At 64.8% G+C, this 20,082-nt stretch carries 25 protein-coding genes; 14 read left to right on the top strand and 11 right to left on the bottom strand.

The features are described 5' to 3' along the window. Position 1 precedes the first annotated feature (1 nt). On the top strand, positions 2-937 hold the full coding sequence (locus tag WDA27_11790; GenBank protein ID MFA5891613.1) for a 4-hydroxy-3-methylbut-2-enyl diphosphate reductase: 936 nt from the start codon (positions 2-4) through the stop codon (positions 935-937). Here WDA27_11790 and WDA27_11785 read toward each other — a convergent pair. Next, entirely contained in the window at positions 934-1,362 is a 429-nt protein-coding gene (locus tag WDA27_11785; GenBank protein MFA5891612.1) for a hypothetical protein, read from the bottom strand. The genes WDA27_11790 and WDA27_11785 overlap by 4 nt on opposite strands. A 170-nt stretch (positions 1,363-1,532) precedes the next feature. Between WDA27_11785 and WDA27_11780 the strand changes: the two genes are divergently transcribed. Genes WDA27_11780 through WDA27_11770 form a run of 3 tightly spaced genes read left to right on the top strand, consistent with a single transcriptional unit; the run spans position 1,533 to position 3,316 of the window. Beyond that, positions 1,533-1,919, top strand: a complete 387-nt coding sequence (locus WDA27_11780; protein ID MFA5891611.1) for a phage holin family protein — start codon at positions 1,533-1,535, stop codon at positions 1,917-1,919. Beyond that, positions 1,892-2,272: a hypothetical protein gene (locus WDA27_11775; protein MFA5891610.1), complete on the top strand. Its 381-nt coding sequence runs from the start codon at positions 1,892-1,894 to the stop codon at positions 2,270-2,272. The genes WDA27_11780 and WDA27_11775 overlap by 28 nt, the downstream gene beginning before the upstream one ends. Beyond that, on the top strand, positions 2,273-3,316 hold the full coding sequence (locus WDA27_11770) for an alcohol dehydrogenase catalytic domain-containing protein (protein ID MFA5891609.1): 1,044 nt from the start codon (positions 2,273-2,275) through the stop codon (positions 3,314-3,316). A gap of 7 nt (positions 3,317-3,323) precedes the next feature. Here WDA27_11770 and cysS read toward each other — a convergent pair whose 3' ends face one another. Genes cysS through WDA27_11755 form a run of 3 tightly spaced genes read right to left on the bottom strand, consistent with a single transcriptional unit; the run spans position 3,324 to position 5,629 of the window. Continuing rightward, complete coding sequence (gene cysS, locus WDA27_11765) at positions 3,324-4,712, bottom strand: cysteine--tRNA ligase (GenBank protein MFA5891608.1); 1,389 nt, start codon at positions 4,710-4,712, stop codon at positions 3,324-3,326. Between the two features lie 39 nt (positions 4,713-4,751). Beyond that, complete coding sequence (locus tag WDA27_11760) at positions 4,752-4,982, bottom strand: hypothetical protein (GenBank protein ID MFA5891607.1); 231 nt, start codon at positions 4,980-4,982, stop codon at positions 4,752-4,754. Then, a complete protein-coding gene (locus WDA27_11755) occupies positions 4,979-5,629 on the bottom strand; it encodes an alpha/beta fold hydrolase (GenBank protein ID MFA5891606.1) in 651 nt (216 codons plus the stop codon). The genes WDA27_11760 and WDA27_11755 overlap by 4 nt, the downstream gene beginning before the upstream one ends. A 100-nt stretch (positions 5,630-5,729) precedes the next feature. Here WDA27_11755 and fdxA point away from each other — a divergent pair, with 100 nt between their 5' ends. Then, the gene (gene fdxA, locus WDA27_11750) at positions 5,730-6,053 is read left to right on the top strand and encodes a ferredoxin (GenBank protein ID MFA5891605.1); all 324 of its coding nucleotides are present in this window, start codon (positions 5,730-5,732) and stop codon (positions 6,051-6,053) included. 54 nt (positions 6,054-6,107) lie between these two features. On the opposite strand, the gene WDA27_11745 is transcribed toward fdxA, so the two are convergent. From WDA27_11745 to WDA27_11735, 3 genes are all read right to left on the bottom strand, one after another. Next, entirely contained in the window at positions 6,108-6,878 is a 771-nt protein-coding gene (locus WDA27_11745; GenBank protein MFA5891604.1) for an alpha/beta fold hydrolase, read from the bottom strand. A gap of 65 nt (positions 6,879-6,943) precedes the next feature. Then, on the bottom strand, positions 6,944-8,092 hold the full coding sequence (locus WDA27_11740) for a Coenzyme F420 hydrogenase/dehydrogenase, beta subunit C-terminal domain (GenBank protein MFA5891603.1): 1,149 nt from the start codon (positions 8,090-8,092) through the stop codon (positions 6,944-6,946). A 5-nt stretch (positions 8,093-8,097) separates the two neighbouring features. Beyond that, positions 8,098-8,463 carry a (2Fe-2S) ferredoxin domain-containing protein gene (locus WDA27_11735; GenBank protein MFA5891602.1) on the bottom strand — a complete coding sequence of 122 codons (366 nt, stop codon included), beginning with the start codon at positions 8,461-8,463 and terminating at the stop codon, positions 8,098-8,100. A 59-nt stretch (positions 8,464-8,522) separates the two neighbouring features. Here WDA27_11735 and WDA27_11730 point away from each other — a divergent pair, with 59 nt between their 5' ends. Continuing rightward, positions 8,523-9,311, top strand: a complete 789-nt coding sequence (locus WDA27_11730) for an SDR family oxidoreductase (protein MFA5891601.1) — start codon at positions 8,523-8,525, stop codon at positions 9,309-9,311. A gap of 3 nt (positions 9,312-9,314) precedes the next feature. On the opposite strand, the gene WDA27_11725 is transcribed toward WDA27_11730, so the two are convergent. Together WDA27_11725 and WDA27_11720 are read right to left on the bottom strand one after the other, a co-directional pair. Next, positions 9,315-10,121 (bottom strand): ABC transporter permease subunit, encoded by an 807-nt coding sequence (locus tag WDA27_11725; GenBank protein MFA5891600.1) that lies wholly within the window; start codon positions 10,119-10,121, stop codon positions 9,315-9,317. Beyond that, the gene (locus WDA27_11720; protein ID MFA5891599.1) at positions 10,118-11,017 is read right to left on the bottom strand and encodes an ABC transporter ATP-binding protein; all 900 of its coding nucleotides are present in this window, start codon (positions 11,015-11,017) and stop codon (positions 10,118-10,120) included. Before WDA27_11720 ends, WDA27_11725 begins: the two co-directional genes overlap by 4 nt. Before the next feature lie 126 nt (positions 11,018-11,143). On the opposite strand from WDA27_11720, the gene WDA27_11715 reads away from it, so the two are divergent. From WDA27_11715 to WDA27_11685, 7 genes are all read left to right on the top strand, one after another. Continuing rightward, positions 11,144-11,764 (top strand): CoA pyrophosphatase, encoded by a 621-nt coding sequence (locus tag WDA27_11715; protein ID MFA5891598.1) that lies wholly within the window; start codon positions 11,144-11,146, stop codon positions 11,762-11,764. 113 nt (positions 11,765-11,877) lie between these two features. Beyond that, positions 11,878-13,128 carry a hypothetical protein gene (locus WDA27_11710; GenBank protein MFA5891597.1) on the top strand — a complete coding sequence of 417 codons (1,251 nt, stop codon included), beginning with the start codon at positions 11,878-11,880 and terminating at the stop codon, positions 13,126-13,128. Positions 13,129-13,159: 31 nt separating this feature from the next. Further along, on the top strand, positions 13,160-14,695 hold the full coding sequence (locus tag WDA27_11705; protein MFA5891596.1) for an ABC transporter substrate-binding protein: 1,536 nt from the start codon (positions 13,160-13,162) through the stop codon (positions 14,693-14,695). 30 nt (positions 14,696-14,725) lie between these two features. Continuing rightward, positions 14,726-15,610: a branched-chain amino acid ABC transporter permease gene (locus WDA27_11700; GenBank protein ID MFA5891595.1), complete on the top strand. Its 885-nt coding sequence runs from the start codon at positions 14,726-14,728 to the stop codon at positions 15,608-15,610. Beyond that, positions 15,611-16,660 carry a branched-chain amino acid ABC transporter permease gene (locus tag WDA27_11695; protein MFA5891594.1) on the top strand — a complete coding sequence of 350 codons (1,050 nt, stop codon included), beginning with the start codon at positions 15,611-15,613 and terminating at the stop codon, positions 16,658-16,660. Further along, positions 16,647-17,420 (top strand): ABC transporter ATP-binding protein, encoded by a 774-nt coding sequence (locus tag WDA27_11690; GenBank protein MFA5891593.1) that lies wholly within the window; start codon positions 16,647-16,649, stop codon positions 17,418-17,420. Before WDA27_11695 ends, WDA27_11690 begins: the two co-directional genes overlap by 14 nt. After that, entirely contained in the window at positions 17,407-18,114 is a 708-nt protein-coding gene (locus WDA27_11685) for an ABC transporter ATP-binding protein (protein MFA5891592.1), read from the top strand. The genes WDA27_11690 and WDA27_11685 overlap by 14 nt, the downstream gene beginning before the upstream one ends. A 39-nt stretch (positions 18,115-18,153) precedes the next feature. Here the strand turns inward: WDA27_11685 and WDA27_11680 are convergent, their stop codons facing one another. After that, a complete protein-coding gene (locus WDA27_11680) occupies positions 18,154-18,657 on the bottom strand; it encodes a hypothetical protein (GenBank protein ID MFA5891591.1) in 504 nt (167 codons plus the stop codon). Between the two features lie 90 nt (positions 18,658-18,747). Further along, positions 18,748-19,611, bottom strand: coding sequence for a class I SAM-dependent methyltransferase (locus WDA27_11675; GenBank protein MFA5891590.1), 864 nt, complete (start codon positions 19,609-19,611; stop codon positions 18,748-18,750). A gap of 57 nt (positions 19,612-19,668) precedes the next feature. Between WDA27_11675 and WDA27_11670 the strand changes: the two genes are divergently transcribed. After that, positions 19,669-19,980: a DUF167 domain-containing protein gene (locus WDA27_11670; GenBank protein MFA5891589.1), complete on the top strand. Its 312-nt coding sequence runs from the start codon at positions 19,669-19,671 to the stop codon at positions 19,978-19,980. Positions 19,981-20,082 lie beyond the last annotated feature (102 nt).

The following is a 20,082-nucleotide window of genomic DNA, read 5'->3' as shown; positions in this document are numbered from 1 at the left end:
CCTGGTGGCTTCCGTCGAGAAGGTTCTTCTTGCCGCTCCCCGTGGGTACTGCGCCGGGGTAGATCGCGCGGTTGAGACCGTCGAGCGCGCGCTCCGCAAGTTCGGCGCTTCGATCTATGTCCGAAAGCAGATCGTGCACAACCTCCACGTGGTGCGCGCCCTTGAGGCCAAGGGCGCGCTGTTCGTAGATGAACTCGATGAGGTTCCGACTGGTGCGACTGTAATCCTGTCCGCGCATGGAGTTGCTCCCGAGGTCTACGAGCAAGGAAGGGCACGCGGGCTGCGCGTAATCGATGCGACGTGTCCGTTGGTGACCAAGGTGCACAACGAAGCGAAGAAGTTTGCCGGTGACGCCTATCACGTCGTTCTGATCGGACACGAGGGCCACGAAGAGGTCGTCGGGACCATGGGGGAGGCACCGGCTTCGATCACGCTGATCGGTTCACCCGATGAGGTGGATCGGCTGTCTTTGCCCTCGGACGACCGCGTCGCGTACTTGTCGCAGACCACGTTGTCGGTGGATGAGACCGCCGGCGTGATCGAGCGGCTGCGCGAGCGTTTCCCGTCGATTCGTGGTCCGGTGCGCGAGGACATCTGCTACGCGACTCAGAATCGCCAGACCGCGGTGAAGGTTCTGGCCGAGCAGGCCGACGTCGTGCTGGTGATCGGATCGAACAACTCGTCCAATTCCAACCGCTTGCGCGAGGTGGCCGCCGCGCGTGGGGCGCGCGCCTACCTCGTGGACGATGAGACTGAAATCGACGAGGCGTGGCTCGAGGACGCGCGCGTCGTCGGGATCACCTCCGGCGCGTCGGCGCCCGAGTGGCTCGTTGAGCGTGTTATCGGGTTCTTCCGCGCGCGCGGCGTGGATGACGTTGAAGAGGTGCGGGTCGTGGAAGAGGACGTGCGGTTCGCCCTGCCTCCGGAAGTGGGCTAGTTGACCGAACCGTCGGCCGGTCCCGGCGCGACGTGCAGTCTCAACGGCAGGCTCTTCATGTGCTGGCTGTTGATCAGGATCTCGATCGAATAATCGCCCTGAAGTTCGAAGCGCGTGTTTACCAGGTTGACTACGAGGTTCAGCGGAATCTCGCGGCCGGGTGCGGCTTGTCCGGTCGCACTGAAGCTTCCCTCGAGGTTTGCCAGTTCCCCGCCGTCGGAATCCATCATCCGGATTTCGAGATGATGCTCTCGGTCGGCTTCCGCGGGGTGGACCAGCAGGCGCAGAACCAGCGCGATGAGCGGGTGCACCACCGGGAACGCCGGCGCGGCGATCGAGTCGATGCCGCCCCCGAGGACGTGGAACTTACGCCCGGGCTCGGCTTCAGCGGCATCGGCGAGGAAAGCGAAATCGAGCTTCGGCATCGGTCCTCCATCGTCACTTCTTCGCGATTCTACGCGGAGGCAAGCACTCGCGGGGACGGGTTCGTCGTCATCGCGTTGGTGTGCGCGATCCGGTGAGGCCGGACCCGGCTTCTCAAACCGGGCGGAAACACGATAGCGTGAGCCGACGTTCGTCCGGATGGGGAGTGCGGATGAGAAACCTCTCGGAGAAGAGCACGGCCGAACTTGTCGCGGGGTCGATCGACGACGCGCTCAAGTTGGTGCGCAAAGAGCTTGAGTTGCTTCGCATCGGGCTGACCGAAACGCTGAGTGAGCGGCTGAAAGGCGCCGGGTTGATCGGCGGCGCCGCCCTGGCCGTGGTTCCGGGCCTGTTGTTCGTTCTCGTTGCGCTCGCGTTGTGGCTGCCGGGCTCGGCCGCGTTCGGGTTCTTCGTCCTGGGACTGGCGCTGCTCGCAATCGCGGGCGCTGCGGTCTTCTTCGGTGTGAAACTGGTGCGCTCGGGTGGAAAGGAGTCCAGCGCCGCGTTGGACAAGGTGAAGGAGGATGCGCGATGGGCTCGCGGACGTCTGACACGCTGAGAGAGATCGAGTCGATCCGCGCGGGTCTCGACGCGAAACTGACCGAACTGGAGGGCCGCCTCCCTCCGACCGCGAAGTTCGGCAAGCAGGCGGTGGGGATTCTCGCGGGAACCGGTGGTGGTGCGCTGTTGTTTGCGCTACGCCGCTCCTCCAAGAAACGCAGAAGTCGCGGATCCGCCGTCGCGCCTTCGGTCACCGTGAAGGTCTTCTCCGGCGCTGCCGCGCCGGCCGCGCTCGGCGTTGCGGCCATCTGGGCCGCTGTGCGCCTGTATGAAATGCGAACACGAAGTCAAGGAAACGGAGTTTCTCGGCCGGCGGTCGTCCGGTCGTTGCCATCAGAACGGAGGGCCTAAATGCGCGCAGTCAAGTTCGAGGATGTCGGGCAGTTGTCGGTTGGGGACTACCCGGACCCGGTCATCCAGGATCCCGGCGACGCGATTATCCGCGTGACGACGGCGCCGATCTGCGGGTCGGACTTGCACCTGCTGCACGGTCGTATTCCGGGTATGCGCCCGGGCAGCGTTGTCGGCCACGAGTTCGTCGGCATCGTTGAGTCCGTCGGACCCGATGTGAAGAAGTTCAAGGTCGGCGACCGCGTCGTCGGCTCGTTCCTGATCGTGTGCGGAACCTGTTGGTTCTGTCAACGCGGATCGTTCGGCAACTGCGAGCAGCTCTGGGTGCTCGGCTACGGCATGTTCACCGGCGACCTCGACGGCGCACAGGCCGAGAAGGTGCGCGTTCCGGTCGCAGACTGGAACCTGCATGCGGTCGATCCGTCGCTCACCGACGAGCAGGCGGTGTTCGCCGGCGACATCCTCACGACCGCCGCGTACATTTGCGCGCGCTCGAACATCTCCGAGGGCGACACCGTCGCGATCACCGGCGCCGGCCCCGTCGGGCTACTGACGCTGATGATCGCCAAGACTTACAACCCCGCGCAGATCTTGGTCGTGGACCAGGCGCCGGACCGACTGGCGCTTGCCGAGTCCCTCGGCGGCGTGCCGGTCGACATGTCGAAGGTCAACCCGGTGGTCGAGATTCAGCGCGCGACCCAGGACCGGGGAGCCGACATCGTGATCGAATGCGTCGGTGCGACGCCCGCGTTTACCACGGCGCTGAACGCGGTGCGCGCGGGCGGAACCGTCGGCGTGATCGGCGTGTACTCCGAGCTGGAATACGACTTCCCGATCGGCGAGATCTGGCGCCGCGGAATCACCATCGTGATGGGCGGCACCGCGCACGTGCAAGCGCACTGGAGCCGCGCTCTCGAGCTGGTCGAACAAGGCATCGTCGACCCGACCGTCATCATCACGCACACCCTGCCGCTGGAAGAAGCTTTGAAGGGCTACGAGATGTTCGAGTCGCGCGAAGCCATGAAGGTGATCCTGAAGCCGTAAACGGGGGCTAGCGCGCGCGCACCTTTGGGCCCTCAGGCGCGTCTTCGACGTCGAAGCCGCGCGCGCTGATCTCGGTGCGCAGGGCGTCGGCGGCGGCATAGTCCTTTGCATCGCGCGCGCGCTCGCGTTGCTCGACCATTTCCTGCACCTCGGCGGGGATTTCCACCCCGGCGCGCGCGTCGCGCAGGAGATCGAGGGCGAGGACGGCGTCCCACCCGGCGAGCAAACTCGCGCGGGCGTGGGGTGGAAGCGATGGCGTGGAGACGACCTCGGCGACGAGCGCGATCGCGGCGGGTGTGTCGAGGTCGTTTGCGAGCGCGTCGGTGAAGCGCTTTTCGTAGCTGGTCGTGTCGGCTTGTTCGGCGGGCTGAGCGGCGGACTCGGCGGCGATCCTGCGCCAGCGGTTCAGCGTGCGTTCGGCTCCGGCGAGCGCGTCGAGGGTGAAGTTCATCTGCGCGCGATACCGCGACTGCAGGAACAGCAGGCGCACGGCGAGCGGGTCGGTGTGGCCGCGCGCAGCGAGGTCGCGCAAGTCGTAGAAGTTCCCTGCGCTCTTGGCCATTTTGCGGCCTTCGCTCAGCAAGTGCGCGCCGTGCATCCAGCGGCGCACGACGCGGTGACCGGTCACGCCCTCAGACTGAGCGATCTCGTCTTCGTGGTGCGGGAAGACGTTGTCCTCGCCGCCGGTGTGCAGATCGAACTCTTCGCCGAACGCCTCCATCGACATCGCGGAGCACTCGATGTGCCAACCGGGATATCCCTCGCCCCACGGCGATGGGAACCTGATCGCGCGTTGGGGTCCGGCGTGCATCCACAGCACGAAGTCCGCGTGGTAGCGCTTGCGCGGATCGTCGATGTCCTTGCGGTGCCCGGAGACGAGTTTGTCGAGTGTGTTGCCTGAGAGGCGGCCGTAGTCGGGGAACGACCGAACGTCGTAGTAGACGGTTCCGTCGCACTCGTAGGCGTGTCCTCGCTCGATCAGGCGCACGATCAGCTCGATCATCTGTGGGATGTACGCGGAGGCGCGCGGATAGGCGCGCGCAGGCGCGATGTTGATCGCGGCCATGTCGGCGAGGAACGCCTTGGTGTAGTGCGCCGCGATCTCTTCGGGGGGCTTGTTCTCCAGGCCTGCGGCCAAGAGCATCTTGTCTTCGCCGCGGTCGAACAGCTCGTCGGTCATGTGTCCGACGTCGGTGATGTTCATAACTTGGTGGACCTCGACGCCTGAGTACTCGAGCGAGCGCCGCACGATGTCGGCCGCCAGGAACGTGCGCAGGTTGCCGATGTGGGCGTAGCGGTACACCGTAGGTCCGCACGAGTACATCGTGAGCGCGCGCCCGGCGACCGTCTCGAGGGGGAGAACGGCACGGGCGAGTGTGTCGTATACGGCGACCATTCCGGCCATCCTAGTGGGCCGGAAGCGCGTGAAGCAGCCCTATCTTGAACGGGGCGGGGTCGGAGGAATTACACGCGCGGCTGTCACGTCTTCCGCCGCGAACTCGACCAAGACGCCGGCCCGGGTGCGAACGGCCATCCCTTCAGGGTCGAATCGCTCCAGCACGCCGACCACGTCTCCGAGGTGTCCGTCGGGCAACCGCCGACGAATGGTGACCCGCTGCCCGACGTCGGACGGCGTCACGATTCCCGCGGATTGGTAGCGCATCATCCGGCGATGTGCGCGGCGACCGCCGTCGCCAGCTCGTGGCGGGAATTGGTGAAGAAGTGGTCGGCTCCCTCGAAGACCTCAACCCGCGCTGAAGGAGAGATCCGGCACGCCCAGGCGCGAACATCATCGGGTCCGGCGAACCCGTCCAAAGTCCCGCAGACGGCGTAGACGCGGCCCGAGAAAGCCCGAAGTTGATTCTCCGACGGTGCTGGGGGACCGACATCGACGTTCAGGGAAACCGGAGGTGCGACCGCGGCATACGCCCGAACGCGAGAGTCGGCGACCGCGGCGGCCAGACCGACCAGCGAACCAAAAGACCAGCCGGCGACCGCAAGTGGGAGCCCTTCCGCCTCGATCGCGATCCGATCCAGGGCGGCCGCGGCGTCCAAGCTTTCGCCGACGCCGCCGTCGTAAGTGCCCTGACTGTCGCCTACGCCCCGGAAGTTGAACCTCAGGCAGGCCCAGCCGGCGGCATCGAGCGCGCGCTGAATGGCCGGAATCAGAACCGAGGACATGGAGCCGCCGAATTGGGGATGAGGATGGCAGAGAATGGCTCCGCCGCGCGGGTTGACCGGGGCCGTCAGTCGGCCCTCAAGCAGCAGGCCGTCGGGGGAAGAGAAACGGATGCGTTGCGCAACTGCCGCCATCGCGGGGAAGTCTACCCGGACTTCGAGGCGCGATCTGATTGACAACGCTGAGTGCGGTACTATTCCGGGCGTCTTCAGCAGCCACGAGGGGGTAAGTGACGTGACGTACGTCATCGCAGAACCGTGTATCGACGTTAAGGACAAGGCCTGTGTCGAGGAGTGTCCGGTCGACTGTATATACGAGGGTCCTCGGACTCTCTACATCCACCCGGACGAGTGCGTCGATTGTGGCGCCTGCGAGCCGGCCTGTCCTGTCGAGGCGATCTTCTACGAGGACGACCTGCCGGACAACTGGAAGCAGTTCACCGCTGTGAACGCTGAGTGGTTCACCGCCGAGAACGGAATCGGTTCTCCCGGCGGCGCCGCGAAAGTCGGTCCGGTCGACCACGATCACCCCGTGGTCGTGGCCTGGCAGACCAGCTAAGCGCGCGGCAGAAAAGGCGAGGCCGGGGTCTTCCCCGGCCTCTTTTCTTGCCGCCTACTTCCGTGGAAGGAACTCGCCGATCGCCGCGATCACGGCCTCGGGGTTCTCTAGGTTGGCGACGTGGCCGGCGTTCGGGATGGCGACGAACTTCGCACCGGGGATGCGGGCAGCCGTTGCCGCGGCACCTTCGATCGGCATGAGCTTGTCTTGCTCTCCGTGCATCCACAGCACCGGCACGTCGATGCCTGCAAGTAAATCGGTTGAGTCGGTCCGGTCGCGCATTGCGAGAAGGTCGGCGGCGGCGACTTCGGGGGCGGTTTCCATGAACATCCGCTTGACTTGCGCGGGCACCTGATCCGCCGGCGCGTCACCGAACATCTTGGGGCCGAGGCCGTCGTGCAGCGCTTCCATGCCGTCCCGCGCAACCATTTCAGCGGTCTTTTCCCGACCGTCTTTCGCTTCGGGTGAATCGGCTTCCGCCTTGGTGTCGATGAAGATCAACGAACGCACGCGCGCACGATGACGCCGCCACAGCGAGAACAGCACGTAGCCGCCCATCGAAAGACCGGCGAAATCGGCTTGCTTGATCTGCATGCCGTCGAGTGTGGCGGCGATGTCGTCGGCGAACATGTCCATCGAGAATCCTTCAAGGGATTCGGTTGCCGACAGTCCGTGTCCGCGGAGGTCGATGGCGACGCATGTGCGCCGTTTCGCGAGTCCCGCCAACTGAGGAATCCACAGCGTGCGGTCGAGGGGGAATCCGTGGACAAACACCAACGCGGGGCCTGATCCCCGCTCTTCGTATGCAAGCTCCATTGCTTCCATGAAGCCTCCTTGGGCGTCTGACCTTTTCACCCTACTCGACGCATGAACAGAGGGGGATGGGTCGATCAGGTTTGGGTTTCGGGGTCGGGCGAGACGACCCCGGGCGCGGCGAGCGCGGAACCCAGGTCGGGCCACCGGCGGCGTTGGGCGACGGCCAGCTTGTGCATTAGGGCCAGAGCGGCCGGATCATCGACGCCGGGTTTCACCGCGACCAGCCCGGCGTCGGCAGCCGCGCGCAGCCACTCCGCGCCGCGTTCGGTCCGAACGATCGTCAGGGTCCACCCCTCGGACCGGCCGATCCCTCCGGTCGAGATATCCGCGTGCTCGGCCGCGAAGTCCGGGCACTGTTTGCACCCTTCGCGAGTGAACGGCCGGCATTGCTTCAGCGGGATGTCGACCTCTTCGCCGGTTGAACGCAACCGGATCTGGAACTTGCCCTTGACGTTCACCTTGGAGATGTCGTCGAGCGGGATCCCCATCTCGGTGGCGATCTTGCCCTGCATTAAGCCTTCGTAGGTGAAGGACTTCGAGCAGAGCAGGCCGATCGTGAACGCGATGCGACGGCTGTACTTTGCCACGTTGCGCGCGTTGACGGTTCCGTTGATCGACGATTGGCATCCCATGCCGACGAGCGCGACGTTGCGCAAGCCGCGTGCTTCAGCCTCCTTCATCGCGAGTGGGTTCGCGGAGTAGGTGTAGCGCGACCCGGCTGATGCCAGGACATCCTCGCGGGACGTCGCGACGAAAGGCTCGGCGTCCCAGGGACGCTCGTCACTCAACTTGCTGACGAGCGCGCAGTCGATCTTGCCGCTCTCCAGGCCCCAGATCAGCAGGGCGGAGACGAGGCCGCCGTCTTGTCCGGCGTTGAGCGTTGCCGAGTCGGTGGCGCGCGCCAGGTAGATGTCGCGAAAGATGCCGGCCGGTTCGTTCGCAGCGCGCGCACGCCCGAACAGCGATGTATCGCACTCGACTTCCCACGCGCGAAACCGTGGACAAGCTTTCGTGCAGATGTCGCACCCGCGTTGTCCGTGAATACAGTCGTCGAACGCCGTCGAGTCTTCGATGTTGAACGGGTGGAAGGTGCTTCGCTCGTAGTTCAGCACGTCCCGCGGGCACGCCATTATGCACGCGGCGCAGCCGGTGCAAAGGCCGGTCGAGACAACCTCGTGGAACAGCTCCTTCCACTGGCCGTACGCGCGCTCTTCGCCCGGCATCGCGCTCAAATGCTCGCCGTCGGCGGAGCTTCCTTGGGGCCGCGCTGGGCGCCGTCGAATGCGTCGTCGTCCAGGACGAGGAATTCGACGGGACGGCCACCGACTAGGTGCTCATCGATGATGCGTTCGACGTCGTCCACAGTGACGCCGCCGTACCAAACGTTGTCGGGGTGCACGACGATGGACGGTCCGGCCATGCACGGCTCGAGGCATCCCGTCGCCACAGCTTTGAAGTTGGTGAGTCCCTTTTCTCCTTGGAGATCGCGGAACTGCTGCAGGACGTCGGCGCCGCCGCGTCCCATGCAACTCCCGCGCGGATGGCCTTCCGGGCGCGAGTTGGTGCATACGAAGACGTATCTCTCCGGCTTCATGACCGGCATCCTATCGGCGCGCGCCCTCGCGACGCCCGGCCTCCGCGTACAATCGCTCGATGGATTTGGGACTTCGGGGCAAGGTCGCCGCGGTCGCGGCGTCGAGCAAAGGTTTGGGTCGAGCATCGGCCGAAGCGTTGGCGCGCGAGGGCGCGGACGTCGCCGTGTGCGCGCGGGGGGGCGTGGCGCTCGAGGCCGCCGCCGAGTCGTTGCGCGCGATGGGCGTGCGTGCGCACGCCGTGGCGCTCGACCTCGGCGAAGCCGGGGCGTGTGAGCGATTCATCGAGGAGACGGTTTCACAGTTGGGCGCAGTGGACGTGCTCGTTGCCAACAACGGCGGGCCCGCAAGCGGCCCAGCCGAGCAGTTCGAGCTCCCGGAGTGGCGCGATGCCCTGGAGCGGAACTTGCTTGTGCCGGTGCGACTGGCGCGCGCCGCGTTGCCGCACATGCGTGCGCGCAATTGGGGCCGAATTATCAACGTTACGAGCATGTCGGCCAAGCAACCAATCGACGGTCTGGTGTTGTCGAATTCGGCGCGCGCCGGAGTGCTGGGGTGGTCCAAGACGCTCGCGAGTGAACTGGCGTCCTCGGGGATCACGGTCAATTCAATCGCACCTGGGCCGTTTCACACCGACCGCATCCAGGCGCTTGCCGAGCAGCGTGCCGCGCGCGAGGGCATCACCGTCGTCGAGGCGTTGCGCGCGCAAGAGGCCGCGGTGCCGATGGGTCGCCTCGGCCGCCCCGAGGAGTTCGGCGCCCTGGTTGCCTTTCTCGCGAGCGAGCAGGCGTCGTTTCTGACCGGTGCCACCATCCAAGTGGACGGCGGTTTCGTTCGCGGGCTCTTCTAGCGATCAGCGCGCGAGGTCGCGGCGTGAGAACACTCGAACGGCGGCGATTGCGAAGACGACGGCCAGTCCGGCGAGGATTCCGAGATCCGTTGCGTACGGTCGCGACTCCAGGATGTTCGCCGCGCTGAAGTAGTGGAATGGAGTAAAGAACCGCATCCACGACGCGCCGTCGAACAAGAGCGCAACGAAATTCAAGAAGAACATACCTATGGTGGTTCCGGCGGCGACTCCCAGGGCCCTGCTGCGCAACGACGCGGTGGCGAAAACCGCGAAGGCGAACATCGCGAAGACCGAGAACAGTAGCCACGATCCTCCAAATGCGATCAGCGTGTGCGCGACGGGCAGGTTGCGAACACCCGGGATGGCGGCCTTCGCGACGAAGGTCCCGGTGACGCCGCCTGAGACCACGAGCATCAAGATGCTGAGTCCCGCCGCCATCTTCGCCGACAGCATGGCCGTGCGTCCGACCGGTCGCGACAACACGAAGTCCATAGTCCCCCGTTCAAGTTCCGATGCTCCCGAATTGGATGCGACCAGTAGCGCGCCGGCCGTTTGCAGTGCGAGCACGACGGGGTGAAACATCCCGACCGCCACCCATCCGGCGGGGGTAGTGAAGTCGGCCGCTCCGCCGACGAAGGCCCGCATGGCGCGCGGCGGCTTCGCAAGCAGTCCCGGCACATTGCCCGCCTGATCGATGAACGAGACCGACGACAACATCACTAGGAAGAAGAACAAACCGAGGCCGATTCCAAGCATCGCGCCGGTGCGTGCGGCTTGGCGCATCGCGTGGCGGAACACCGCAGTGTTCATCGTTCACCGTAGATGTCGAAGAATGCTTCGGTCAGGCTTTCCGGCCGAGCGAGAAACTCGATCACTCCTGCTCCGGCAAGCCGCTCGACGAGCGGCTCCATTTCACCGCGGAAGTCGAAGATGAACGCCGTTCGGTCTTCATTCACGACGAGGGCCTCGATGCCGGCGACGTCGTCGAGCAACCCGGCGCGCGCCGGCGCCTTCAGTTGGAGGGCGCAGTGCCGCACGTGTCCTCCGCTCAGGTCCGAGGCCGGTCCGACCTTGACCAGTCGCCCCTGTTTGATCACTGCGACGCGATCGCTGGCGGCTTGCACTTCAGACAGGATGTGCGAGGACATGAATACGGTTCCTCCGCGGTCGCGGTGCTCGCGGACCAGTTCAAGGAATCGCTCCTGCATTACCGGATCGAGTCCCTCGGTCGGCTCGTCCAGCATGATCAACTCGGGTTCGTGCTGGAACGCCTGAATCAGTCCGAGCTTCTGTTTCATTCCACGGGAGTAGTGGCGGACTTGTCGGCCGAGGTCGGCATCCGACAGTTCGAATCGCTCGCACAGGGTCGTCCGCGCGCGCGGCGGTGCGGGGTGGAGCCGTCCCAAGTAGGCAAGGTGATCGCTGCCGGTCATAGACGGCCACAGGCCGAACTCCCCGGGGAGGTATCCGATCCGCGCGAGGACGTTCACGCGGTGGCGTCGCGCGTCGCGACCGAACAACTCGATGTTCCCCGCGCTCGGGGAGATGAAACCGAGCATGCAGCGGATCGTTGTGGTCTTCCCTGCGCCGTTGGGTCCGAGGTATCCGAACGACTCGCCCTCGGGGATCGAAAGACACAGATCCGTCACCGCTTCCACGTGCCCGTAGCGCTTGCTCAGGTTCCGGATCTCGATCACGGATGACATGCACAACCCTCCCGAAGGCTAATCCTAACGGGCGCGCGGCGGCCGCCGGGCAAATCGCATCCAACCGGTCTTCGCTGTTGGAGTTGTGGCGGTGGCGATCCGGCCGTCCCGGTACGATTACTCCTGGTGGAACCCTTGCTCCGACCCGCGCTCCCACTAAGTGAGCCATTTCGTCATGCGTTTACAAGCGCGCTCGATGCTCGCACGCCGCGCGCGTTGGACGTGCCCGGCCGACGTCGAGCTGCGGTGCTGTTGCCGCTGTTCGAGCGTGAAGATGAACCGTGGATCGTGTTGACGCGTCGGACCGAGACTGTGCGTTCACACAAGGGTGAGATCTCGTTTCCCGGCGGTGCTGAGGATCCGGGGGATCTCGACTTGTGGCACACGGCGGTTCGCGAGACATCGGAGGAGATCGGGTTACCTCCGCCCCAGATCCGCCCACTGGGCGCGCTGGACCAGTGCCCGACGTTCTCCAGCGACTTCGTCGTGTCGCCGTTTGTGGGTGCGATCACGCCGCCGGAGCGGTGGGACCCGAGTCCACACGAGATCGCTCAGGTTATCGAGTTGCCCTTGCGCGCCCTTGCCGAGGCCGGACGCACCGAGGCGTGGGAGTACGGCGGTACCCGTCACCCGATGCGGGTATTCGAGGTCGACGGTCACTACGTCTGGGGGCTGACGGCATACATCCTGGGCGGGTTTCTGGATCTCGTCGCTCCGGCGGTGGGATGGGAGTCGAAGGCGCTCTAAGGTCGAGGTTCAGCGAGGGAACCCGCATGCGGAGCACGGCGTCATAGGTACAAGAGGCGTCATTGCGCTTCGAAACCGACAAAGCGTAATATCTTGAGGTGGTGAGGGCCCCGATGAGTACATCTTCCGGATCTGTTGTGGCGCGCAGGTTCCGCCGCGAGCGCGCGGCGGCGGCGGCCGTGATCGCGGTCGGCCTGTCTTTGATCCCGATTCCGGGCGCGCGCGCCGAGTCGCTGCCTCTGATCGTAGAGAAGACCGCCTGGTTCTGGTCGTCGAACTCGAAGGTCACGACGTGTTCGGACGACCCAGCGGTTGGGGTGTGCGGTGCGGCTTCCATTACCGGCGGCGTCGCAGGAAACGCTGCCGGCACGGCGTCTCCGATCTCGCCCGGACACCTTGGCGTATCGATGAAGGACGGCGGGTCGGACATGCGGTCCTACGTGTTCTTCAATCTCGCCGACCTTCCGGACGGGGCTGAAGTCAGCCGGTTCCTAGTTCAGATGAATGTGTCCTTGCAGTCGGGGGAGCACATCCAAGAGCACGCTTCTAAGCGCGAGCAGCCTCCGGCGACCTCTAACCAGGCCACTGCGGCGATCCAAGCCTGCGCTGTGACCGAGCCATGGGGCCCGGCAGAGGGAGATCCTCCATATTCCACAACGGTGGTCCGGCCGCATCCTGAAAGCGCCGATACGACCGCGGAAGTCGAAACGGTGCGGAACGAGCCCTTCACGGACTGCAGCCTTAGCGCGGGTGGGACGGTCTCCAAGGACGGCGCGGTCTGGACCTTTGACATCACGCACATCGTCAAGAAGTGGACCTCCGGCGAGATGTTCAACGAAGGTGTTGCGCTCATGCCGGTCAACACCGGGGTTGCGCAGACGTGGACCGTGGAGTTTCACGGGAAGCCGACGACGGTAGCCGCTGCCGACGGGACTGAACTTACCTACGTGGCCGAGAAAGATGCCAGTCGCGCGATCGTCGAGTACACGGTCGCCGCCTCACCACCGTCACCACCACCGTCATCACCTCCGACGGACGGGAGTCAATTCCCGTCTTTTGGCAACCCGATCCCGATCGACGACTACATTCCCCAGTTGGAAGTGGATGTTCCTTCGGGGATCGGAACGGGGGGGGCGAGCGGGACTGAGCGCGTTGTTCCCATCGCGGCGAATCCGAAGACCCCCGCCTGGGTATTTGGCGTCATTCCGCTCGGCATTCTGGGATTGGGGCTGGTTACCAGCGTGATCGGAGAGGATCCTGTTCCGGTGGGCGCCGGGGGGTTCATCTCCAGCAGCCGGGTCGCCGCGTTGTTGCGTCGTCGCAGGATGGGCAGCGAGGATGCGGAGATTGCGGACGGAAGTTGAATCAAGGCGTGGCCGTCTCGGGGGGAAGCCGATGAGTTGTTGGAAGGGTGCGCGGTTTGGCGCGCTGGCGATTCTGTTGATGCTGGTGCTTGCTTCGTGCGGCCAGCATGCGGGAGTGCACGCGGCGGGAGGGCCAGCCGGAGGAACCATCAATGTGCCCGGAGACGGCACCGGCACGGGCACCGGAACGGGCACCGGAACGGGAACGGGAACGGGAACGGGCACTGGTACAGGAACCGGCACGGGCACCGGAACCGGCACGGGCACCGGAACGGGAACGGGCACTGGTACAGGAACCGGCACGGGCACCGGACCGATCGCGGGGGATCGCACCGGCATCACGGCCACAACGATCACGATCGGTCTGCATGCTCCTCTGACCGGCGCGGCGCCGATCCAGCCACTTGCGTTCGAAAAGGGCAAGGATCTCTACTGGCGATGGCTGCACGAGGTCAAGAAGCAGAAGATCTATGGCCGCGAAGTGAAGGTTGTGTTCCGCGATGACCAGTACACGCCGACGACTGCGGTAGCCGTTTGCAACCAGATGGCGACGTCTGATCGCGCGTTCATGCTGATCGGTGGTGCGGGCACGGACCAGATCAACGCGTGTGCGCAGTACGCCGACGCCGAAGGACGAAAGATCCCGTATCTGTCTCCTGGGGTACAGGAGGCGGGGCTCAGCAAGCGATCGACGTACTTCGCCGTGACGATGTCGTACGCGCAACAGATGCCCTTGCTCCTGCAACTCCTGAAGAAGGTCAATGCGAAGAAGAGTCTGGACGTCTACGGCGGGATCGGGGGGGGCAACGACAAGATTCTGTTCGGACACGTCCGTCCCAACACGCCGAACTTCAACGACGCGGCGGCGGCATTGAAGAAGGCGGTCCTCGCGGCGGGCTGGGAGTACAAGGCGTACACGGTCGTAAAGGAAGGCAGTTCGACGGAGGCGCAGACGGTTGCCACTCAGGCTCAGCAGGATGGCGTGGACATCCTCATGCCGATCACCGCGCCGACCTTCACCGTGCAGTTGGGGCTTCAGGCGGACAAGAACGGATACAAACCCAAGTGGGTCGGTATTGGAATCACGAACAACCTCAATGCTTTTCTAAACACTGTGTGCGGTAAGAGCCCTAACCCGACTTCTTCCACGGTTCAGGGGGCGATCTTCCTTTCTCCTTGGGCAGGCTGGAAGCAGGTCCAGCAGGGGCAGTACGACCCGGACTTTGCGCAAGCCGCAAAGAGGTTCGCGGCGGATGTGAACACCCGGGACAAGAACGGGGACCTCGTGCTCGCCTTCTGGGGGATCATGAAAGGTATTCACCAGGCGCTGCTGGCTGCGGGGCCGAACGTGACGCGCGAGAGCTTCGTCAGCACGATGAGTCGGTTCAGTTACGCGTCGCAGTTGTTCCCAACCCTTCGCTTCACCCCGGGCAGTCCTTTCGGGGCGCAGAACGTGCACGTGCTGCGAGGGAGTTGTGCCGAACCGGCCGACGCGGCGCATGATGTACAGGCGGGAGCACAGTTCATCGAGGATCCCGATTATCCTGGTCTCCACTCCAGTTTCTAAGAATCCCGTCACCGACTGGGGAGGGAGCGCGTGCTTACCTTCGTGACCATCGGCATCATTCAGGGCGCCGTCATCGGCCTCCTGGCCATCGGAATCGTTCTGGTGTACAAGGGCTCGCGCGTATTCAACTTTGCTCAAGCTGAGTTCGGATCCCTCGGCGCCTTCTTCCTGTATTCCCTGCTGGAGGTCGTCCACGTGCCGTACGGCCTCGCGATTCCCATCGCTCTTGTCGGAGTGGGGTTCGTGGGGTTCGTCGTTGAGCGGCTAGTTGTGCGTCCGCTGTTCGAGGCGCCGCGGGTGACCCTGCTCGTGGCCACCGCCGGCGTCGCTCTGCTCGCGATCGCCCTTGAACTCAAGATCGGTGGGGCGGAAATCCGCCAGCTTTCGCCCATTGTGTCGGGCCAGGCGCTGAGAGTATTTGGCGCGGTGATCACTTGGCAGCAGGTGATTACATTGACCGTGCTCGGCGGACTCGCCGCCGGTCTGGCCTACTTCTTCAAGAAGGCCGATCTCGGGCTCGCGGTGCTGGCCACGTCCCAAGAGCCGGTGGCTACGGAGTTGGTAGGGATCGGGACGCGTCGGATCTCGACGTTCATCTGGGTGTTCGCCGCGGTCCTTGGGGGAGTGGCCGGAATCCTCCAGGGATCAGACACGATCTTTACTCCTGGGTTCATGACGGTGAACTTCTTGCTCCTTGGTTTCACGGCGGCGGTCGTGGGAGGCGTTACGAGCCTCGCAGGCGCGTTCGTCGGGGGTCAGGTGATTGGAATCATCCATGCGCTCGGCGCTTACTTCGACTCTAAGTACATTCATTCGTACGTGGATATCCCCGGGCTGCCGGATCTGCTGGTCTTCGCAGTGCTGGTCACCATCCTGCTCGTTCGCCCGCGGGGCCTTTTGGGGTCGGAGGCGTAGATGGCGGTTACATCGCAGCAAAGTTCGTTCCTGCCGCTGCTCAAAGTGGGGATGCCTTCGGGAAGCGAGTGGTTCTCGCGTGCCGCCGTTGTGGCGGGAATGGGATCTGTGCTTCTTCTCCTGCCGCTCGTACTGCCGTCTTTCCAGGTTTCGTGGATTTCGCTCGGCATCATTTATGTGATCGTCGGCCTGTCGATCAACGTGCTGATGGGGTACGCGGGACAGGTCTCGCTTGGGCACCAGGCGTTCGTCGGGGTCGGGGCGTTCACGTCTGCGCTGATGGTGTCGGAAGTAGGCATGCCGTTTTGGTTCGCCATCTTCGTGGCGGCAGGGACCGGGGCGGTGGCTGCCCTTGCCCTTGGGTTCGTGGCGCTGCGCTTGAAGGGGCTGTACTTGGCGCTCATCACGCTCGCATACGGAGGTATTGCCGAGCGCGTGATCTTCTCGATCCCGAGTTTGACGGGAGGAGGAGCAGGGACACTCGCGCCTCGTCCGAACGGGTTTGCGGGCGAGACCGCGTATCTGTACGTCTGCTACGCAGTCCTCGGCACGGTGCTGTTCGTCGACTGGCGCTTGCTGAAGACGAAGGCAGGTCGTGCGATCCTGGCAATCCGTGAGAACGAGATCGCGGCGGCAAGTTTTGGGATCAATGTGGTCGGGTACAAACTGCTGGCATTCGTGCTCTCCGGTGCCGTTGCGGGCGTAGCCGGTTCTTTGTTTGCCCATTGGCGGACCGTCGTTGTTTCCGTGGACTTTGATTTCAAGTTGGCGCTGACGTTCGTGTTGATGGCCGCGGTCGGGGGCCTGGGATCGCGCGCCGGGATCTTTGGCGCCTCGATGTTCTTTGCGATCTTCCCGCTGGCGGCGAATGCGCTCACGGTGTGGGTGCTGATCATCGGGCCGGTGCTGCTGTTATTCACTCTGGCCGTCGCGCCGGGGGGGATGGGGCAGCAGCTTCGCCCCATCACCGAGTGGCTGCGTGGAAAACCGTTCAGCCTCAAGCATGACGAAGGCGGCGTTCAGACGGGAGGTGCCGGTGTCCGTCCTTGAGATCCGCGATCTATCGATGCGTTTCGGCGGGCTTCAGGCGCTGTCCGAAGTGAGCCTGGACGTCAACGAGTGGGAGATCGTCGGGCTGATCGGGCCCAACGGCGCAGGCAAGACCACGTTTTTCAATTGCGCGATGGGCGTCTACCAGCCCGACAGCGGCACCGTGTCGTACCGAGGGCAGGACATCACCCGGACGCCGACGCACAAGCGATCTGCGATGGGGCTCGGTCGGACGTTCCAAAACGTCGGCTTGGTCAAGAGCCTGTCGGTTCTCGAGAACATGCTCATCGCGCAGCACGCGAAAGTGAAATACGGCGCCGTCGGTGGGATGCTCGGGCTTCCGGCTTCGTGGGCCGAGGAGCAAGTGCTTCGCGAGAACGCGTTGGAAATCCTCAACTTCATGGGGCTGATCGACCATCACGAGGATCGCGTCGCAAAGCTCCCCTACGGACTTCAGAAACTGACGGAGATTGCCGCGGTTCTTGCGGGGGATCCCGACGTGTTGCTTCTCGACGAGCCGACTTCGGGGATGAGCCCGGAAGAGGCGCACGAGTTCGGCGACCTGCTGCTTCGGTTGCGTACGGAACTGAGTCTGACGGTGCTGATGATTGAGCACCACGTTCCGCTCGTGGTGCGCGTGTGCGATCACGTGTATGTGCTGAACTTCGGCAAGCTCCTTGCCGAGGGGAAACCGCAGGCGATTCAGAAGCATCCGGAAGTAGTGGCGGCGTACTTGGGGGAGGAAGATGGCGCTGCTTGAGATCCAGGACCTGCGTACCGGATACGGTTCGCTTCCGGTCCTGCACGGCATCTCACTCCAGATCGACGAAGGTGAGTTCGGCGTGATGCTTGGCCTCAACGGGGCCGGGAAGTCCACGATGATGATGGCGCTAACCGGGCTTTTGCACACCTGGTCGGGGGAGATCTACTTCGACGGCGAGCCGATCTCGAAACTGGAACCGTCCGAACGCGTCGCCCGCGGCATCGCTCTTTCGCCGGAGGGTCGACGCGTGTTTCCTGCGCTGACTGTCGCGGTGAACCTGCGTCTGGGCGCGTGGGTGCGGCGGAAGGAGCCGGGATCGTTCGCGCAGAGCCTAGAGGCCGTGTACGAGCTGTTCCCGCGTCTTCACGAGCGAAGGGACCAACTCGCGGGGACGTTGTCGGGCGGGGAGCAACAGATGCTTGCCGTGGGGCGCGCGATGATGGCGCGACCGCGACTCCTTCTGATCGACGAAGCCAGTCTCGGTCTGGCTCCGAAGCTCGCGAAGGAGATGTTTGCGGCCATCCGGCATATCTCCGAGACCGGGATCACGGTCGTGATGGTCGAACAGAACGCAGGCGCTTTGAAGCTTGCCGATCGGGCGTGGATCATGCAGAAGGGAACCCTGGTGTTCTCGGGGGCTGGAGACGAAGAACTTCGCGGCACGGATCTGCGCGCGGCGTATCTGGGGTAGGACTTCGTAGGTCCTGGCCGACCCGGCTGAGTTCCTTGGTTAGTTCTTCGACGCGAGCGTCGGATCGCACACGCGGCAGGGCTGTAATCCGCGGGCAATAGCTTCGTCCTTGGATGCGTGGTCGAGATCTTCCTTGCCTTCGACCAGTCGGCAGCCCGGACGGTGGAACGAGGACCGCCCGATCACCACGTTGCCGTTCGTTGAGGCTGCGGTCTTCGCCGTCCTGCGCGGGGCGGCCGGTGCAGCCGCCGGCGGGGCTTCAGTGTCGGCCGGGCGCTCGGTGTTCCGGCGGATCGCGTCGACGAGTTCGTCGATCTTGGACTCGAGTTGACCGCGCGCCCGGCGACCCGCCTCGAAGAGCAGCAATCCGGCGCCGAGGATGATGAAACCGAGTCCGGCAGCTCCGCCTGAGATCAGGTACGGGATCTGGCAGTCCACACAGTTGACGCCGGCTGAGCCGTTCCAGCCGAGCAGAATAAAAAGGAACCCCAAACCGAGGAAACCCAGTGCGACCGCCGCAGGCAAACCAATCTTGAATCGCATCGGCACGGATCGTACCCCGTTCCCTTCCCGCGGCGCCAGAAGGCAGGCCGCTTTGCGGACGGTCTTTCCTCCGAAGCGGGCCTTCTGCGCCTAGCGCATGACCGCCTGGATGGTGTGTCGCCAAGAGGCGGGCAGGAACCGGTCGGTGATCGCGCGGTCGAATGCCGCCGCGGCATCTGCCGACGCGCGCGCGCCGCGTCGAACCCAACGGTTGCGCGCGAGGCCGTCGAATTCCCCAACGAGGTAGTAGTTGATTCCCAGCGCAAGGATCCACGCGAGTGAGGCCTTGCTCACCTCGACCTGCTCGAACCCCGCCGCGCGCGCCGTGGATTCGATTTCGTCCGGCGTGAACGTGTGCAGGTTTGCCGCCATTGAGGCCAGTTCCCAAGTGAGGTGTTCGGGGTCCTGCGTGCGGCCGCGCAGCTTGTTCAACAAACCGACGGCGCGCACCGCTACGCCGACAACGGCCGCGACTTGGCGTTCTCCGCCTGGAGTGGGTTCCGCCGTGACGATCGCGATTCCGCCGGGTTCCAGCACCCGGCGAATCTCGCGCAACGAGGCGGCCGGATCGGGAAGATGATGAAGGGCCGCGCGCGCGACGACCAGATCGAAGGCCGCGTCGGCGTAGGGGAGTCGCTCGGCGTCGGCGAGGGCGACCGTCAGTGACGCGCCCGCCCGCGCGGCGTTCTCGGCAGTCCGCTCGACCATTCGCACCGAGAGGTCGGTTGCGTGGACTTCGCGGGCGATGCCTGAGGCCGCTAGTCCGACGGCCAAGTATCCGGTGCCGCATGCGACGTCGAGGGCTCGGCGCGCGCGCGGGACTTCTCCGAGGAGGGCGCCGAGGTCGCGGCGGACCTCGGCGCCGATTCGTCCGTCGTAGTCGATGAGGAAGCGGTCGTCGTAGTACGCCGCCTCGCGGTCGTGCACGATTGCGTTCAGGGCTTTGGGATCCACGCGGGCAGTATATGGACCACCCTCGGGCTCTCGCCTGCCGCGCGTAGGATTCCCGGGATGAACCCGGAGGACGCGGTGGAGGAGACCAAGGCCGGACCGGTGTTGCGCGTGCGTGTTCGAGCTCGGGCGCGCGCCGACGCGGTCGGCTGGACGGCGGCGGCCGGCGTGCGGGTCACGGTGCGCCCGGCCCCGGAGAAGGGCAGGGCGAATGAGGCCGTCGTACGCGCGATAGCGGCGTGGCTTGGGGTTCCGGCGCGCGACGTGGATGTGGTCTCTGGGACAGCCGCCGTGGACAAGCGCTTGTCGATCGCGGGGATGACGACCGCGGAACTGCGTAGCCGGGTTCGCGCCCTGGCGTCGGACGGCTAGGGGCTGCGCAGCCCCGCGCGGAGCAGACTGATAGTCTTACGCGCCAGATGCCAAAACCTCGTAGAAGCCGACCACGTCCAGGCCAGCGTCCGGCCGGCGGTG

This window comes from Actinomycetota bacterium (assembly GCA_041658565.1).
In the GTDB taxonomy this organism is placed as follows: domain Bacteria; phylum Actinomycetota; class AC-67; order AC-67; family AC-67; genus JBAZZY01.
This window is presented reverse-complemented; position numbering and strand designations above follow the sequence as displayed.